The organism is Streptomyces sp. HUAS MG56, assembly GCF_058673395.1.
Map to the genome: position 1 here is coordinate 751,814 of NZ_CM178722.1, position 15,556 is coordinate 767,369.

13 protein-coding genes and 4 pseudogenes are annotated in these 15,556 nt (G+C 68.2%); 8 read left to right on the plus strand and 9 right to left on the minus strand.

The genetic code is table 11. The features are described from left to right. Positions 1–53 precede the first annotated feature (53 nt). Positions 54–557, plus strand: coding sequence for an MFS transporter (locus AC4OXY_RS03705; RefSeq protein WP_491993135.1), 504 nt, complete (start codon positions 54–56; stop codon positions 555–557). Positions 558–585: 28 nt separating this feature from the next. Here the strand turns inward: AC4OXY_RS03705 and AC4OXY_RS03710 are convergent, their stop codons facing one another. From AC4OXY_RS03710 to AC4OXY_RS03725, 4 genes and pseudogenes are all read right to left on the minus strand, one after another. Further along, entirely contained in the window at positions 586–1,014 is a 429-nt protein-coding gene (locus AC4OXY_RS03710; protein ID WP_491993136.1) for a transposase family protein, read from the minus strand. 114 nt (positions 1,015–1,128) lie between these two features. After that, positions 1,129–1,527, minus strand: a complete 399-nt coding sequence (locus tag AC4OXY_RS03715; RefSeq protein ID WP_491993137.1) for a hypothetical protein — start codon at positions 1,525–1,527, stop codon at positions 1,129–1,131. Positions 1,528–1,780: 253 nt separating this feature from the next. Beyond that, positions 1,781–2,149: a hypothetical protein gene (locus AC4OXY_RS03720; protein ID WP_491993138.1), complete on the minus strand. Its 369-nt coding sequence runs from the start codon at positions 2,147–2,149 to the stop codon at positions 1,781–1,783. 979 nt (positions 2,150–3,128) lie between these two features. After that, positions 3,129–3,266: pseudogene (locus AC4OXY_RS03725) on the minus strand (tyrosine-type recombinase/integrase); the annotation flags it as partial. Here AC4OXY_RS03725 and AC4OXY_RS03730 point away from each other — a divergent pair. The 4 genes and pseudogenes from AC4OXY_RS03730 (at position 3,237) to AC4OXY_RS03745 (ending at position 8,050) form a co-directional block, all read left to right on the plus strand. Then, positions 3,237–3,368: a hypothetical protein gene (locus AC4OXY_RS03730; protein ID WP_491994831.1), complete on the plus strand. Its 132-nt coding sequence runs from the start codon at positions 3,237–3,239 to the stop codon at positions 3,366–3,368. The pseudogene AC4OXY_RS03725 and the gene AC4OXY_RS03730 overlap by 30 nt on opposite strands. Positions 3,369–4,062: 694 nt before the next feature. Continuing rightward, a pseudogene (locus AC4OXY_RS03735) lies at positions 4,063–5,437 on the plus strand (IS701 family transposase). A gap of 480 nt (positions 5,438–5,917) precedes the next feature. Further along, entirely contained in the window at positions 5,918–7,027 is a 1,110-nt protein-coding gene (locus tag AC4OXY_RS03740) for an acyl-CoA dehydrogenase family protein (RefSeq protein WP_491993139.1), read from the plus strand. Between the two features lie 510 nt (positions 7,028–7,537). Next, on the plus strand, positions 7,538–8,050 hold the full coding sequence (locus AC4OXY_RS03745) for a DUF2397 family protein (protein WP_491993140.1): 513 nt from the start codon (positions 7,538–7,540) through the stop codon (positions 8,048–8,050). A 141-nt stretch (positions 8,051–8,191) separates the two neighbouring features. Here AC4OXY_RS03745 and AC4OXY_RS03750 read toward each other — a convergent pair whose 3' ends face one another. The 4 genes from AC4OXY_RS03750 to AC4OXY_RS03765 form a co-directional block, all read right to left on the minus strand. Continuing rightward, positions 8,192–8,776, minus strand: a complete 585-nt coding sequence (locus AC4OXY_RS03750) for a prepilin peptidase (RefSeq protein WP_491993141.1) — start codon at positions 8,774–8,776, stop codon at positions 8,192–8,194. Between the two features lie 16 nt (positions 8,777–8,792). Continuing rightward, positions 8,793–9,164: a fic family toxin-antitoxin system, toxin component gene (locus AC4OXY_RS03755; protein WP_491993142.1), complete on the minus strand. Its 372-nt coding sequence runs from the start codon at positions 9,162–9,164 to the stop codon at positions 8,793–8,795. Then, positions 9,161–9,418 (minus strand): hypothetical protein, encoded by a 258-nt coding sequence (locus AC4OXY_RS03760; RefSeq protein WP_491993143.1) that lies wholly within the window; start codon positions 9,416–9,418, stop codon positions 9,161–9,163. Before AC4OXY_RS03760 ends, AC4OXY_RS03755 begins: the two co-directional genes overlap by 4 nt. 335 nt (positions 9,419–9,753) lie before the next feature. After that, on the minus strand, positions 9,754–9,966 hold the full coding sequence (locus AC4OXY_RS03765; RefSeq protein WP_491993144.1) for a hypothetical protein: 213 nt from the start codon (positions 9,964–9,966) through the stop codon (positions 9,754–9,756). 395 nt (positions 9,967–10,361) lie between these two features. On the opposite strand from AC4OXY_RS03765, the gene AC4OXY_RS03770 reads away from it, so the two are divergent. After that, on the plus strand, positions 10,362–12,479 hold the full coding sequence (locus tag AC4OXY_RS03770; RefSeq protein ID WP_491993145.1) for a SpoIIE family protein phosphatase: 2,118 nt from the start codon (positions 10,362–10,364) through the stop codon (positions 12,477–12,479). 108 nt (positions 12,480–12,587) lie between these two features. Here AC4OXY_RS03770 and AC4OXY_RS03775 read toward each other — a convergent pair. Continuing rightward, positions 12,588–13,408, minus strand: a pseudogene (locus AC4OXY_RS03775) (IS5 family transposase). Positions 13,409–13,522: 114 nt separating this feature from the next. Between AC4OXY_RS03775 and AC4OXY_RS03780 the strand changes: the two are divergent. Together AC4OXY_RS03780 and AC4OXY_RS03785 are read left to right on the plus strand one after the other, a co-directional pair. Then, a complete protein-coding gene (locus AC4OXY_RS03780) occupies positions 13,523–14,146 on the plus strand; it encodes a hypothetical protein (RefSeq protein WP_491993146.1) in 624 nt (207 codons plus the stop codon). Between the two features lie 42 nt (positions 14,147–14,188). Continuing rightward, a pseudogene (locus AC4OXY_RS03785) lies at positions 14,189–14,789 on the plus strand (transposase family protein); the annotation flags it as partial. Between the last annotated feature and the right edge of the window lie 767 nt (positions 14,790–15,556).

Genomic DNA, 15,556 nt, shown 5'->3' on the forward strand with positions numbered 1-15,556 from the left:
CCTTCCCTGCCCGGATGGCAGGCCCCACAAGCATTTCTGGATACCCGCTGGCGATGGCCGCCGTAATGGCCCTGGACGGCTGGACCCTGGAACGCTTCGGCGCCCGGACGATGTGGAGCACGAGCATCGGCCTGTGCCTCGCGTTGGGCCCGGTGGTCGGCCCGGTGGTCGGTGGCGCCATCGTCGATGACTGGAACTGGCGCTGGATCTTCTTCATCAACGTCCCGGTGTGCATCGCCGCCATCGCGCTCGCCTGGCGGACCGTGCCGACCAGGCGGTCACGCACCGCCGGGAAGCTGGATGTCCTTGGCCTGCTGGTGCTCTCCCCGGCCTGCGCCGGGGTGGCCTTCGGCCTGAACGAGGCCAGCAAGCACGTTTCCGCCGATCGGCACGTCGTGGTCCCGCTGGCCATCGGGGTCCTGCTGCTCGCAGCGTTCGCGGTGCACGCGCTCCGCACCGACAACCCGATCCTGGATCTGCGGTTGCTGAAGGTCCGCGGCTTCCTGTCCTCCTCGGCTGCGAAATCGTCGACACCGAGGATACGCAGGGTGTCGTAGAGCGGGTCGGGCATCGCCCCGATCCGGTTCAACAGTCCCATCCGCCCCGCCGTGACTCCCGGGCGTTGGCCATCCGAGCTCCGGCCCGGCCGGCCAATGCGGGCGCGATCCGGTCCGGCACCGCGCCCAGTCGATCGGTGCACCGCGCGTACGGGCTGGTCAAACCCCGTATCTCTGCGACACATGTGCGCTGAGAGCAGGAGCCGTCAGCGCAGACGAATCGCCTCACCGACAGCAGGGTCCGCACGGCGTGCCCGGCCACCGGGAGATCCTGCAGACGGCGCTCGTAGCGGTCCTGCACACGGGCCGATGCCCGGCCACAGGCCGGACACGAGCCCGCGTCGCGGCGGCCGCTCAACCGCGCCACCATCCCGCACCCGCCGTGCGCCGCCGCGGTGACCAGTACCTCGAAGCCCTTGAACAGCACATCCTGCCAGGTGAGTTCGTCGCGGTTCATGTCCTGGGGGCCACCAGACCCGCTTTCCGGCCGTGCCGGCTGCGGGGCCCACCACCGCTGGTGTTCGGGTCGCCTCCGCGGGTTGGCCGGTCGCCGCGGGGACGAGGAGATCGATCAGCGCCGCGTGCTGCCGGCCTCCACAGCAGTCGCGGTCGTGGCCGTCACCCTGCCGGACAGGCCGGGGGGAAGGAGACCTTCACGGCCCGGGCGAGGCAGTGGTGCCAGGTGCTCGATGACGTCCCGGTCGCGGATCCCGCCCATCGCGATGGTCTGGCAGCCCACCAGGCGGGAGTCCTCCAGCTTGATCGTGCAGGTGTCCGCCTCGTGGTACTCGGCCCCGCTCACCCGCACGGTGCGGTCATCGAGCGCGGTGTATCTGGCGCGTCCGGTGTCCAGGACACCGGACGGCTCGTTGATCAGGTAGGGGTTCGCGTTCTCGTACAAGGTGGCCGTCTGCTCCGGGAAGGTCACCCGGGCGGCTGCGCAGCAGGCCGTCGCTACCGACTGGACCACGGCGCTCGGCAGGCTCGGTCTCAGCTGACGGCTCTTGCTTCTGCTTCTCGAATTGGGTGCGCTTCGGCCGACGGTGTGGCACCGTGGGGCCGCTGGGCCCGTCGCTCTCCCCCGTGCCGACGGGCCCAGTTCTCGTTTCAAGCGTGCGCCCCGGCGAGCCCTGGGTGTAAGGCCGGACACGAACGGCACCTGCTTTTGGAGGCCAGGCGGCGACGCTTCGTCCCCATCCTGGCCCCACAGCACTGGTCAGCCGTCATTCAGAGGGGCAGTTGTCCCAGAGTTGGGAGAGCTCCCGGGGAATTCCGACGCAGCCGCCGCTGAACGGGGCGGCGCTGTGGCTGTAACCCCAGGGCTGGCCGCCCCGGAGGATGAAGTACTTGCGCGCACTGCCGTCGTCCTGGATGCCGACCTGTTCCTGGCGCGTCGCGCCCGGGGTGAGTTCGAAGGCGGTCGCGGCGTACCGCGTGTCCCCGCACTGCCCGTAAAGGAACTGGCCCGGGCGCGGCTTGATGTGGTGGAAAAGGGCGTTGTGGCTGGTGTACGCCCGGGTGACCGCCGTCTTGACCGCCGCGGTCGCGATCAGGTTCCGACAGCCGGTGATCTTCGCAGACGCAGCCGTCACCGTCTGGCCATCGCCTGCAGCCGCGGTGGCCGCTGGCTGAGTCCCGCCCGGAGCCGCTGCAGCCGAACCGCCCGCATGAACCGAACCAGCCCCAGAACCAGTACCGGTACTGCTGCACGCGCCGAGCAGAAACACGGCGGACACCGCGACAGCGGTCGAAGCCATCGCGCGAGGCATAGTGGAACGCATCAGAACTGGTCCCCCCAGAAAGAGCACATGACGTGTAAACAGGCAGGTCGCGCCTGTCCCATGCACGCCATTCTTTCGGCCGTTCTCGACAACAATCCCCCCGTCCCGTCACAGCCCTGCAACGACAAACCGCCCATCCTGGGCTCGACGGGCGCCCCACTGGCCTCCTTGGTCCGGCACCCCAGCCCAGGTGTTGGAGGAGCTGCTGAATCACCTCTCAGACGGCAACGGCTGGGACGCGGCCATCGGCGCTCCGGTGATCGAGAAGATGGCCACCGCCTTAGGCATCAGACATTTGCGTGGGTCAGAGGCGCGCAGATGGTGCACCACCAGCAGCCAGGGAACTGCTGAGACGAACGTGCAGCGCACCGAAGGACGGATCCCCTATCCCCGGTCGAGTCAACCACTGCGCGCCGACCCTGGGGCCAAGGGCTCAGATGCCGGTGCTCGGAAATCACGAGGCCGCGTTTCATTACCACTCGATCCGGTGCCCCGGCAAACCGTGGCCCACAGCGGAGGCTCAGGCCCTGTCGTCGACCCATGTGACCCTGAGCACCTTGCATGCCCCACGCAGTTCATGAACGCCAAGCAGACCGCCTAGTATCTGAACATGTCGATCACGTGGGTGTACCGAGATGCACCCAAGCTCGGACTCGTCCCCTGCAAGTTCGGGAACGGCCGTAGCGCAAAGCCTCAGTTCAAGATCACCGATGTTCACGCCTGGGCTCGGCAGCAGAAGATCGGCTGAGTCCCCCTACGCTGGATTCCTGGCCGCCGGCGCGGCCAGGAATCACCCACCGCGTCGGGCCGCGAGTGCCATGTCCAGCACCCGCGCCGCCTTGCCGATCGAGCCCCGCAGAAGTTGCCGGTGGATCTTGAACGTGACGTCGACGCTCTTGTGTCCCATCCACTCGGCGACGTCCGTGACCTCAGGGTCGCCTACACCACCGTCGACCACGTCCGCAGGCTCCTCGCCGACCCGCAGACGCCCGCACCAAGGTGGAACGACGCCGAGCGCCGGTTGCGCTGACATTTCCGGCGCACCGCACCCCGTAGCCACGGTACGGTGCGGCTTCACTTCCCCTCGCGGGCCCCGAACTGGTGGACCCTCCATGGCATATGACAGCAGCGGGCAGCAGTTCGATGTCGACTCGGGCCTGGTCGCGGCGCCGCAGGCCAATGGGCCGGACGCGGCACGCGCGGCAGGCCTGCTGTGCGACGCAGGCCGGATCCTTCAGCATGCTGCCCAGTGGAACCAGCCCTCCGAGGCAGCTCAATCGCCATGCCGGGGCGCGCTGATCATCTGCGTTGGGAGTCGACACCTGGCAGCAGTGGCGCTATCCGCTCTCGCGCCGCATCCGTTGACCCACCCCGGGCCCACCACGAGATCAACTATCAGACCCGGCCCAGGCCGAGTGCTGCGGCTTCGGTCACCGCGGTGGAACCGGCGGAGGTAGGCCCACCGTGATGCCTGGTTCCGCGGCTACATGTGGGCGCTGATCACGCCGCCGTCGCTGAGCACGAGGTAGACGCGGTCGACCTCGACACCGGCGTCGTGCTCGTTCGCGTCCAGCGTGGTGGACACGCCGCCGCGTCGCCGAGGACCCGCGCGCGGTTACCGGTAGTTCGTTAAATCCGGTGGCGGTGCGGGTTGACGGCAGGTCGGATTGGTCGTAGGTCGGTGATGGGAGTCAACAAGTTCAACTGCCTTGCTGGGGCTGAAGATGGCTGCTCGCCGTCCGTGTCCGCCCGCGCCGGGGCCGTTGGAGGACTACGCGGCCCGGTTCGACGACATCTTCTTCAGCCTGGCCCAGCGGCGAGGGTTTCGCGAGTACCTGACCGGACTGCTGGCGCCGCGGGAGCGGAACAAGACGATCACCTGCGTGGCAGGTGCGGAACCGGTGGCGGGTGCGAGGATGCCTGGGGTGCAGCGGCTGCAGTTCTTCCTGTCCGAGTCGCCCTGGGAGGCTGAGCTGGTCAACGACCGGCGGCCTGAACTGCTGCGCGAGGAGCCGGCGACGGCTCCGCACGACGGCGGGGTCATCGTGATCGACGATTCCGGAGACCGCAAGGACGGCACGTCCACTGCGCACGTGGGCCGGCAGTGGCTGGGCCGACTGGGCAAGACGGACAACGGCATCGTCACGGTGACCACGGTATGGACCGACGGCCGCGTGTACTACCCGCTGCACGCGACTCCCTATACCCCTGCATACCCCTGCCCATCACTTCGACCGCGGCCGGTCCGATCCGTCCTTCCGCACGAAACCGCAGCTGGCCGCTGCCCTCGCGGCCCGCGGGAAGGAGGCGGGCTTCGGCTGCCGGGCGGTGGTCGCCGACTGCGCCTACTCCGTGAGTGACGACTGGTACCTCGCGCTGCGCGAGGCCGGCCTGGCCTACGTGGTCGCGCTCAAGCCGCACCGCGGCACCTGGGCCCGGACCGACCAGCCGCACACCCCCATCGAAGCCGCCCACGCCCTGGCCTGGCGCGATGCCAGGCATCCCGGCGACTGGACACCCGTTGAGCGTCACTTCCGCGACGGGCACACCGAGACCTGGTGGGCCGCCGATGCCCGCCCGGGCGGCTACGGACCCGACTCACCCTGCCGGCTGGTCGTGGCCACCACCGACCCAGCCGGCCTGCCGGAGAAGGCCACCTGGTACCTGGCCACCAACCTGCCCCACCCCGACGCACCCCACGCCACCACCAGCCCCCACCCGCCAGCCGACCTCGCGGAGATCGTCCGCCTCTACGCCCTGCGGCCGTGGATCGAGCAGAGCCGCAAACAGATCAAGGACGAACTCGGCTGGGCCGACTTCCAAGTCCGCTCCGACCGCGCCATCCGCCGCCACCAGATGCTGGTCAACTGCGCCTTCTCCTTCTGCTGGGACCAATGGTTCGCCCCACCCGGACCCCTGGACGCCACCGCGCCCGACCCGTGCCCCGACGAGGGGCCAGAGAGGGGGCCCAGTCTTACCCCACCAGCCCCAACCGCCTTGCTGGCCCAGGGCCTTACGGGCCATCCGTTCCCGGCTCACTCCAGCCGTCACCCTCACCCAATGGCGGCGGGCCTGGACGGACACGGACCCACCCTCTGAGCTCCAGGCGCTGATCGACGCGGTCACCACAGGACACGGCATTGACCTGTACCTCCGGATCTAACGAACTACCTGTAGTGATTCTCACCGACCTTGGTGACCTTTGCCGTCCAGCCAGCCATGAGCTTGAAGCTGCCCTATCCCTCGTGCCCGCCGCCCATCCAGGACTGGACCCGGCCGTCCTGCGTGAGCAGGATGAACATGTCGTTGGCGTCGAGCCCGGCGTTGTGGCGGTTCGCCTCCATCGTGCCCGGGACATCACCACGGTGGACAACTTCGTTATCAAAGGACAAACTGACGAAAAGTTGGAAAGATTTTTCGGGGGGGGTACATCTTGATGCCAATGTCGGCCGAGGATGTGTACTCGACGCGTAAGTCCGCGTCTGCTGAACTTTAACTTAGGGTGATCTGCGGGGTGGTGATGGTCCGGGGAGGGCCTTCCGGCCGACTCCCGATCCGGCGGTGCAAGGAGATTCCCTTATGACGCAGTTCGATCGAGTGCTGGCAATGGTGGCCGAACGACGAGCTGAATTCGAGGAGAAACGGCATGTCCCGCCGGAGGTGATCGGCGAGTTCAAGCGTGCGGGAATCTACCGAGCAGGTGTTCCACGGCGTTTCGGTGGAGACGCCCTGCCGCCCGCCCAATTCCTGCGCCTCGTCGAGCGGATATCGCTGGTCGACGGTTCGGCCGGATGGGTCGCGAGCTTTGGCTCGTCCACCGTCTACCTGGCTGGGCTTCCTCTGGAATCGCAGGCCGTGCTGTACGGGGAGGGGCCTGACGTGGTTTTCGCCGGCGGCCTTTTCCCGAAACAGCCCGCTCAGCGCGTCGAGGGCGGCTACCGGGTGTCGGGCCGCTGGAGGTTCGCGAGCGGCTGTACGAGCGCGGACGTCCTCGGCGTGGGCATCAAGGTCGGCGACGACCGGTCCGGCCGCCCCCTGACCGCCGTACTGCGGCCCGATCAGGTGGAGATCGCCGACAACTGGGACGTCATCGGGTTGCGCGGAACCGGCAGCCACGACCTGGTGGTCGACGGGGCCGTGGTGCCTCAGGAGTGGACGTTCGTCCGCGGTGGCGCGCCCACCGTGGACGAACCGCTCTATCGCTATCCGACCGTCCCCTACGCCGCCCAGGTCCTGGCCGTCGTGGGCCTGGGAGTGGCCCGCGCCGCACTCGACCATGTCATCGCCGAAGGCGGTCGCTCCGGCTACACCGGTGCGCCGAAGCCGGCCGAACGCGCCACCTACCGCATCGCGGTCGGGCAGGGCGAGGCCCAACTCCGGTCTGCGCGCGCCTTCTTCTACGAGATCACCGAGGAGGTCTGGGCGACCATCGAGGCGGGAAACCATGCGACTGCCGAGCAGGCCAGCCTGTTGCGGCTGGCCTCCGCGCACCTCGCCAAGACCTCCTTCGAGGTCGTGCAGATCGCCTACCGGCTCGGCGGCACCACGGCCATCGCCACCGACAGCCCCCTGGAGCGCTACCTGCGCGACGCGTCGGTCGTACCGCAGCACGCCTTCCTCCAGGAGGGCATGTACGAAGGCGCCGGCGCGGTCCTGATGGGCGTCCAGCCTTTCCCTGGCTACGTGTGACCCCGGAAGTGGATGCCTGTGGACAGGAAACCCCCACGCAATTCCGGTGAGTGCGCAACGGATCTCGCGCCCAGCACCGACCACGAGGGCGCCCGCTCTGCGGGCCGGGGCGACCGGTTCAAATTGAGCAAGTCCCAGTAGTACAACGAGTGTGCATCGAGCACGGATTCCAGCCCATTCAGGGCGCACCTGGAACACTCCCTTGCCGCACAGGCCGCTGCCACGGAAGCCGCTACAGGCTGGCATGCGTCCGTGGCCTTTTCGGCCACACACCGGCGGCGGCCGGATGCGCCGCGTAACCTCGCAGGCATGGAGGCACCCGCACCCGGCGCAGCGCAAGACGCCGCAACGCAGGATGTCCACGACGAAGCACGCCGGCGGCTGGACGCGTACACCTACCCTCAGCGCGCCCGAGTGACTGGAGCACCTGGCGATCATGCGGGTGCGGGGCCCTGCTGGCGGACCTGACCGTACCGGACATCCTGGCGAAACTGCGCCAGGACGGAGGTCTTGCCGCCGGGCTCGAACGCCGACACCCTCACCGCCCGGCTGGAACAACTGGTGCAGTGGGGCAACCTGCTGCGCAGCAGTCACACCGTGAAAGCGTCCAGCATCAGCGAGTACCAGCGGTCCCGCGCTCGCTACCAGCTGTCGAAGCTGGGCGAGCACATCCAGCGGGACGGCGATGGCGTCCTGGCCGAGGCGGACGCCACCCGCGAGGCGAGCAACGAGCTGCTCGCCCTGGTCGAGCGGGGACTCAGAGAGCTGGCCGAGCTCGCGACCGCGCCCGGCGCCATCGGCGACGTCCTCCACGAAGTCCCAGAAAGCGCCGACGGGTTCACCCCGCACGTCTCCGTCGCCTACAGCGCAAGTGACGGCTCCGCCGAACCCGTCACCCGGGCCCTCGACGGGCTCGAACTCACGCCGGCGCACGCCCGGATCTGCACGGCCGAACTCATCGTCAAATACCGCAACAATCAGATGCACGAGTGGGAACACTTCGCGACCGCCCCCCTGGGGTAGGCCCCCCACGGGCTCAACCGATGGAAGCCAGGAGCACACCGACGAGCGCCCCGGCGAGCAGGGCCGGCCGAACGGGATGCGGGTGTCCTGGCCCGCCCGGCCCGCCAGGATGAGGACGACGCCGTACAGCACACCGATCAGCTATCCGGCGAAGGTCCCGACCAGCACCATGGGCCAGCCGTACCAGCCCAGGAGCAGGCCGAGCTTCACGTCGCCGAACCCGAAACCGCTCCTCATCAGGAAGAGCGCGAAGTAGCCGCGGGCCGGGAGAAGGGAGCCCAGCAGCGCGGACGTCCAGCTGCCGCCGGCGTCGGGCAGCAATGCTACGCCGCCGAGGAGGACGAGCGCGGTCGCGGCGTTCGGCAGGGTGAGGACATCGGGCAGTCGGTGCACCGCGTGGTCGACGGTCGCAAGCAGCACGGCCGGCGGGCTGAGCAGCAGCCAGTCGATCAACTCGGATCGGGGGCCGGTGGCGGCAGCCAGCAGAGCGCAGACCACACCCGTGACCGCTGCGATGCGGAGGGCGCCCGGGCCGAAGGCGTCGCCGGCGCAGCGGGCACGGCCGAGACATCCCCTGCCCATGCCGGTGAGGGGACGGCCGTCTGGGCATGCTGTCCGCCAGGCGGTACCGGCAGACACGGAGAGCCGGTACGCGGGCCGAGGTATGAAGACGCCCGCGTCACTGCCCCACAGGGCGGCCGCCGTGGTGATCAGAAAGGTCTCCACCGGATGGAGCCTATGGTCAAGGCTTCCAGGTGCGCAGGAAGGAGGCGATCCGCTCGGCGGTGCAACGCGGATTGTTCAGCTCGTGGGCGAGCGCGGTCAGCTGCTCGCGGGTGGGGCTGACCGGGATGTTGCTGGCCTCGAGATACATGACCGCGACGGCACAGGCGACGGTGAGGTTGGAGCGCTCCAGCCAGCGGCACCGGCCCAACGTGTGTACCAGGGCGGCGGCACGGGCGTAGGCACCGTCGTAGACGGGTGTCTCAAGGAGTTCGCCGCGATGGCGGGCGACGGCCGCGATGGGTACGCCGTAGTCGTCGGCGGCCGGGTCGCGGTGCCCGGCCCGTTCCGCCACTTCGAGGATCCAAGACTCGTCGACGTGCAGGATCACGCGGCGGCGCCCGGCTGTCGCTGACCGTACGGGGTGTCGAGCTGCTCCTCCAGGTCGTCGAGGAACGCGCCGTGATCATTGATGAGCCGCTGGGCGGCCGTCATACCGGCGGCGCGGGCACCCGTGGTGTCCTCGATGATGAGCCGTTCCACGTACTTGTTGAAGTCCAGCCGGCGAGCGGCTGCGGCGGCCTTGCCAGCTGCCAGCACGTCCTCTTCGAGCCTGACCTGCGTCTGCTTCTTCGTAGAAGTCACACCCTCAGGGTAGCAGGGTGGTAGCAGTCGAGGGGCGGCACTCAGCGCCCCGCACCTTGTAGCCGCGGCCTTCGGGGAACGAACCGTGCCCCGCTCCTGGAAGTGCGGCGGCGGAAACGGTCGGAAGCCTGCGTGCTTGCGTAACGTGCAAGCAGACGGATCTTGGTGAGGATGTGCCTTTTCCTCTGGCGCGCGAATGCCTGCTCGCAGACTGCGCACACGGACGCGATGAGCTTGTTGACCTGCTCCTTCGCCGGTGTGCGGGGCTTGGTCCGGATGGCCTTGCAGCCGGTTCTGACCGTAGCTACAGCCCCATCGCGCGGTGAACTGGGGTATCACGTCAGGTAGAACGAATTTCTCGTCCCGGAGGTCGTCCAGTCTGATTTCACCAGCCGGAGCCAGTAGATGATCAATTGACAGAGTTTGCCGGACACGGCTAGGAAGACAGTATCCATGGCGACGGCAGTGGCGTTCGAGCCTGCCCCGGCCACCAGCAGTTCGGCGTGTTCCCGCGCGGGGACGAAAGCGCCGGCGAGGTCACGGGCCATCAGATCTTCTGCGCCCTAGTGCCGGTCGTGCACGGTGAGAACGTCCAGATCATCCCCGGCCTTGTCCTTGATGGTCTGCGCGAGAACCTTCGTCCCCGGTGTCGTACCCACGATGGCCATCTTCAGCCCGTTGAGCTGCGGGTAGTGGAAGGCGCTCGGCGGGACGCACTCCGTTCCTCGCGCCGACCGACTGGTGACTGACTGCCGACCACCGGTCACTCCCGGGCCGTCACCGACCGTGACGGGGCAGGGCCCCAAGCACTCCGATCGGCCGACCACCCATGTCCACTCTGTACCGATTCATCCTTCTGGGCGTACCGTGTGGGCAACCGTTGCCGCGCTCCTGCCTCGTCCAGCGGGCCGCCAACCGCCACGACACCGGACCGGAGGACATCATGTCCGGGATCTCTGGCCCACCGGCCTGTCACAAGTCACTCGACGACGCGCTCGATGTGGGGTTGGCCGACATCGTTCGCCACACCGGCGCTTCCACGGGTGTCCTCTACCTGATCGAGGAGGAGGAACCGGCGATGCGTCTGGTGGCGCTGTGCGGCCTGCCCCTCGAATTTACTGCCCCATGGCACCGTGTGTCGCTCACCGCTTCCCTGCCGCTCACCGACGCGATCCGTGAGGACCGGTTCGTCTGGGTCGGCTGTCAGGACGACTTGGCCCACCGCTACCCACGCACCGCCGCCGTTCTGCCTTATCGGATCGCGTTCGCCGCGATCCCGCTGACCGGAGTGCGCCGCTGTTGGGGCGGGATCGTGCTGATGTGGCCCGCTGATGTCCCGCGTGAGGCCACGCCCCGTGAACGCGGCTACATCACCTCCAGTGCCCGCCACTTGGCCCGTCTCCTGGACGACGCACCTCACCCGCCGACCCTGCCGGACCGGCCGCACGTCGTCCCTGTCAACGCTCCGGTTCGGCCCGTACTGCCAGGACTGGCCGCCGCCGAGTACCTCGAACGCCTCCCCGAGGGCGCTCTGTCCCTCGACCTGGAGGGCCGGATCACCTACATCACCACCACTGCCGCCCGCCTGCTCGGGCGCAGTGCGGACCAGCTGCTGGGGACCCGGCCCTGGCAGGCGCTGCCCTGGCTCGACGACCCCGTGTACGAGGACCGGTACCGCACTGCGGTCATCAGCCGGGCTCCGCTGTCCTTCACTGCCGTGCGTCCGCCCGATCACCGGCTGGAGTTCCGGTTCTATCCGGACGTCAGCGGCATCAGCGTCCGCATCACCTCACACGCGGAACAGACCCCGCCCGGCCCGCGGGAAGCAACCGTGCACCGGGCCCCGGTGGCGCGGACCGGCCGGATGTACCAGCTGACCCATCTGTCCGCCGCGCTCACCGAAACCGTGAGCGTGCGCGATCTCGTCGATCTGGTCGCCCGGGAGATCCTGCCCGCCTTCGGCGCCCAGGGCCTGACGCTGTGGGCTGCCGAGGCCGGCCGTCTGAAGGTAATCGGCTTTCACGGCTACCCGGCCGATGCCATCGCACGCATCGACGGGCTGCCCCTGGACACCGATCTCACACCGGCCGGCCAGGTCCTGGCCAGCAGCACCCCCGCCTTCTTCGCCAGCCCGGCCGAGATGGCCGCACGCCACCCCGAGGCGCCCCAGATCAGCGGCAAACAGGCCTGGGCCATCCTCCCGCTGACCATCAGAGGAAGAGCGGTGGGCTGCTGCGTCCTGTCCTACGACCGACCCCACACCTTCACGGCCGATGAACGGGCCGTCCTGACCGCTCTGGCGGGTCTGATTGCCCAGGCACTCGACCGTGCCCGCATGTACGACGCCCAGCAGCACCTCGCTCACGGCCTCCAGAAGGCACTCCTGCCGCGCGCTCTACCCGCCGTGGCCGGCCTCGACATCGCCGCCCGCTACCTGCCGGCGAGCCACGGCATCGAGGTCGGCGGCGACTTCTACGATCTGCTGCGGCTCGACGACACCAGCGCCGTCGCGGTCATCGGCGACGTCGAGGGCCACAGCATCGCCGCAGCCGCCCTCATGGGCCAAGTACGCACCGCCATCCACGCCCACGTCACCGCCGGAGCAACGCCGGACCAGGTCCTGGCCCGCACCAACCGGCTCCTGGCCGAACTCGACTCCGACCTGCTTGTCTCCTGCCTCTACGCCCACCTCGACCTGGCTGCCCGCGAAATCGCCCTCGCCAGCGCCGGACACGTCCCCCCGTTGCTGCGCCTCGCCCGCCATCACGCCCGGGTCCTGGACGACATCGAGCCCGGGCCGCTGCTGGGCATCGACGCCCTCGCCCACTACCCCGTCACCATGGTCTCCCTGCCCTCGGACGCGACCCTGGCCTTGTACACCGATGGTCTCGTGGAGGTCGCGGGTACCGACACCACACAAGTCACCGCCAGCCTGGTCGGGCATCTGGCCGGCACGGACGACACGGACCTGGAGGGCCTGATCGACGGCCTGGTCCACCACACCTGGCCCACGGGCCGGCACACCGACGACATCGCGGTGCTTCTTCTGCGAGCCACCTGACACAGCCGCAAGCAGAACGACGGTACGTGCCACCACGGCGCCGCCTTCAACCACGGTCCGCCGTCGCCTCCTTGAGTGCGATTACCGGTAGTTCGTTAAGACCGTGTCCTATGTGGTGAGGCGGGCGAGTCGCTTGTAGCAGCACAGGGCGGCGGCGAGTCCGAGAAAGGCCAGGTAGTTGCGGGGATCGCGCTCGTAGCGGGGGCTGAGGCGGCGGTAGCCGGACAGCCACGACATGGTGCGTTCGATCACCCAACGGTGACGCCCCAGACGCTCGCTGGACTCGATACCCTTGCGGGCGATACGCACGCCGATCCGCTTGCCGCGAACCCATTTACACAGGTCGGGATGGTCATATGCCTAATAGGCACTGTGGAGCTTGCGGGGCTTGTAGTGTCGGCCACGATCGGGGTCGTGTCTCGATTGGAGCCCGGCGATCATGGGCTTGCGTCCCTGGCTGTCGTGGGTGTTGCCACTTGAGATACCGACCACGAGAGGCAGTCCCGACCGGTCGGACAGGGCATGCATCTTGGAACCTGGCTTACCCCGGTCCACGGGGCTCGGACCTGTGAGTTCGCCCCTTTTTTCGCCCTCGCATGGGCAGTATCGAGGACCACGCGGGAGAGATCGAGCAGGTCTTTGGCCGCGAGTTTGTCGAGGACGGCCTGGTGCAGCCGGCCCCACACCCCAGCACGGGAGCAGATCAGGAAGCGGCGGTGGGCAGTCGACTTCGAGACGCCGAAGCACGGCGGCAACGCTCGCCAGGCACACCCGCTGACCAGCACGTAGACGACGGCCGCGAACAGCGTCTCATCAGGGGTATTGGCCGTTCCGCCGCCCTGCGGCCGTGTTCGTTGCTCCGGGATCAACGGCCTCGCGATCTCCCACAGCCCGTCCGGCACGATCCAGCTCCACGTTCCCCGCCCCATAACCGGGTCAACGCCCGCCTCACCACATAGGACACGGTCTAAGGGAAGTCCTACCGGTGGGCCCCTCCAGTCCCCGGTGCGAGCTTGATCAGCGACAGGTGACAGGCTTGCGGGATGTTGATCGAGGGATACGACAACGGCCCGTTGGCTGGTGGGGAGTCTCTACTGACTCACTCCGGGTTCTGGTCGAACTACCTACTGGAGATTTGCGCTGGCGGGACGGGCGTTGAGCGTCCCAGCCCGGAGTGGTTCGGCGATGATGGCGCTGATGCTGAAGCCTTGTCCGAGACCCTCATGGACCCCGACTGGTGGCCTGTGTTCCGGGTGCCGGCCTCGGGTGGCCCCGGAATCGTCGTGGTCTACCGCAACTTGGTCGGCGACTACGGCACCGACTTCTTGCTCGTCCCCGAAGGCCAAGGCGGCGTGCAACGGATCGCCGGCTGGGTAGGGGAACTGTCAGGAACCGGGCTGACGTGGCAGGACCTTGTGAGGATCGCGGACAATCCAGCACCCGGGGCCGCTGGGGTCGACGACTGCGCCGCCCGCCTCCTGCTGATCCTGCCCCTCCTGGGCGATCCGGACGTTTCGGAGGGTGCCTCTGAGAGGGTCAGCACCGCCCTCATCGCGGTCGGGGCTCCGCAGGATACCGCTTCCAGCACGGCGGACTATCTACTTGCTCGCTTGACGAACAGATCGTGGCACGATCCCGCATGGGACTCACCCCTGAGCGGCAGTTGAACCTGCTCACGAACGGCTGGCCACGGCTGAGATGATCTTCGTCTGGCTGGTGTGATCACGGCGTCGGAGCCGTCCTAATCCGTTCACCGGGCTGAGCCCGCGCTGCTTCGGCAAGTTGGTGATCGCTGTGAGGCGCGAGACCGCGGCCGAGCTCCGCCGCGGACGGCCCTGGGGGCTCCTGCTCGAGGACCGCATTCTGCTGGTCACGGTCTACTGGCGGACGAACTTGACCATGCGCCAGATCGCTCCGCTGTTCGGTGTCTCGAAGTCAGCGGCAGATCGGATCATTGACCATCTTGGGCCACTGCTCGGGCTGCAGCCGCGCAAGCGGTTCAGTAAGGACACCGTCCTGATCGTCGACGGCACCCTCGTGCCCACCCGCGACCATGCGGTGGCCGAGCAGTCGAAGAACTACCGCTATTCCACGGCCCATCAGGTGGTCATCGACGCCGACACCCGCCTGGTCGTGGTCGTCGGCCGGCCCCTGCCGGGCAACCGCCACGACTCACGCGGCTGGGAGGAATCCGGCGCCAAGGCCGCCCTCGGCAACACGATCACCATCGCCGACGGCGGCTATCAAGGCACCGGCCTGGTCATTCCGCATCGGCGCCGCAAAGGAGAGGAACTTCCAGCCTGGAAGGAACCGTGAATCCTTGCTGAGCCAGGATGCGCGCTCGCTCGCGCTCAATACGCCCGCCGGATCCTGCCAGGACCAACATCCCGACGTCACTGCCACGAGCAGGCGCGACGAGAAGTCCTTCCCACGGATCGGCCAGCTCGTGCTCAGTGATGTCCACGCGCGCTTCCCGCCTCCACAACTCTCAACCCCCTGTCCAGCACGCGAGGCGCGGCCACCTACCAGAGCCGCCGCGCCCCGCCTCCACTCGCATGGAGGTCTCCATCATGACGCCCCACACGCCACCTGAGTTAGTCCGGGAAAATCCTTACATCCACTCACACTGCCGCGGCCGTCGATCCGTCGTCGAACCAGCAGGTCGACTCGATCCGGATCGAGTCGAGCCTGGCGGAGTACCGACGCTTGCTGACCTGGGCGAGGCAGTGGTCGCAGCGCAAGTGGGCGGTCGAGAACGCCAAAGGGCTGGGCGCAGTGGCTCATTGCCCGTCGTGAGAGCGTCGTCGACGGTCCCGCGGCAGCGACCAGCCGAGTGCATGAACTCTCGCGCGGCGGGCGACGCAAGAACGACCGGATTGACGCTGCAGCAGCGGTCACCGCGGCCTGTCTGCACGGCGACGGACGCGAGGTCGAGCCCGAGGACCGTACGACGGCCCTGGCCCCCTCATGGACGAGCGACGCGTGAATCTTGCTCAGGCCCGTGTCCGTACCGTCAACCAGCTGCAACGCTCTGCTGCGTGACCTGCTGTCTAGCGGCACTCCGGCTCAGCTGTCCG

Bases quoted from the DNA above. Each gene is read 5' to 3' on its own strand.
- AC4OXY_RS03705 (WP_491993135.1), top strand. From the start codon at position 54: ATGGCCGCCGTAATGGCCCTGGACGGCTGGACCCTGGAACGCTTCGGC.
- AC4OXY_RS03710 (WP_491993136.1), bottom strand. From the start codon at position 1,014: ATGAACCGCGACGAACTCACCTGGCAGGATGTGCTGTTCAAGGGCTTC.
- AC4OXY_RS03740 (WP_491993139.1), top strand. From the start codon at position 5,918: ATGACGCAGTTCGATCGAGTGCTGGCAATGGTGGCCGAACGACGAGCT.
- AC4OXY_RS03765 (WP_491993144.1), bottom strand. From the start codon at position 9,966: ATGGCCCGTGACCTCGCCGGCGCTTTCGTCCCCGCGCGGGAACACGCC.
- AC4OXY_RS03770 (WP_491993145.1), top strand. From the start codon at position 10,362: ATGTCCGGGATCTCTGGCCCACCGGCCTGTCACAAGTCACTCGACGAC.
- AC4OXY_RS03780 (WP_491993146.1), top strand. From the start codon at position 13,523: ATGTTGATCGAGGGATACGACAACGGCCCGTTGGCTGGTGGGGAGTCT.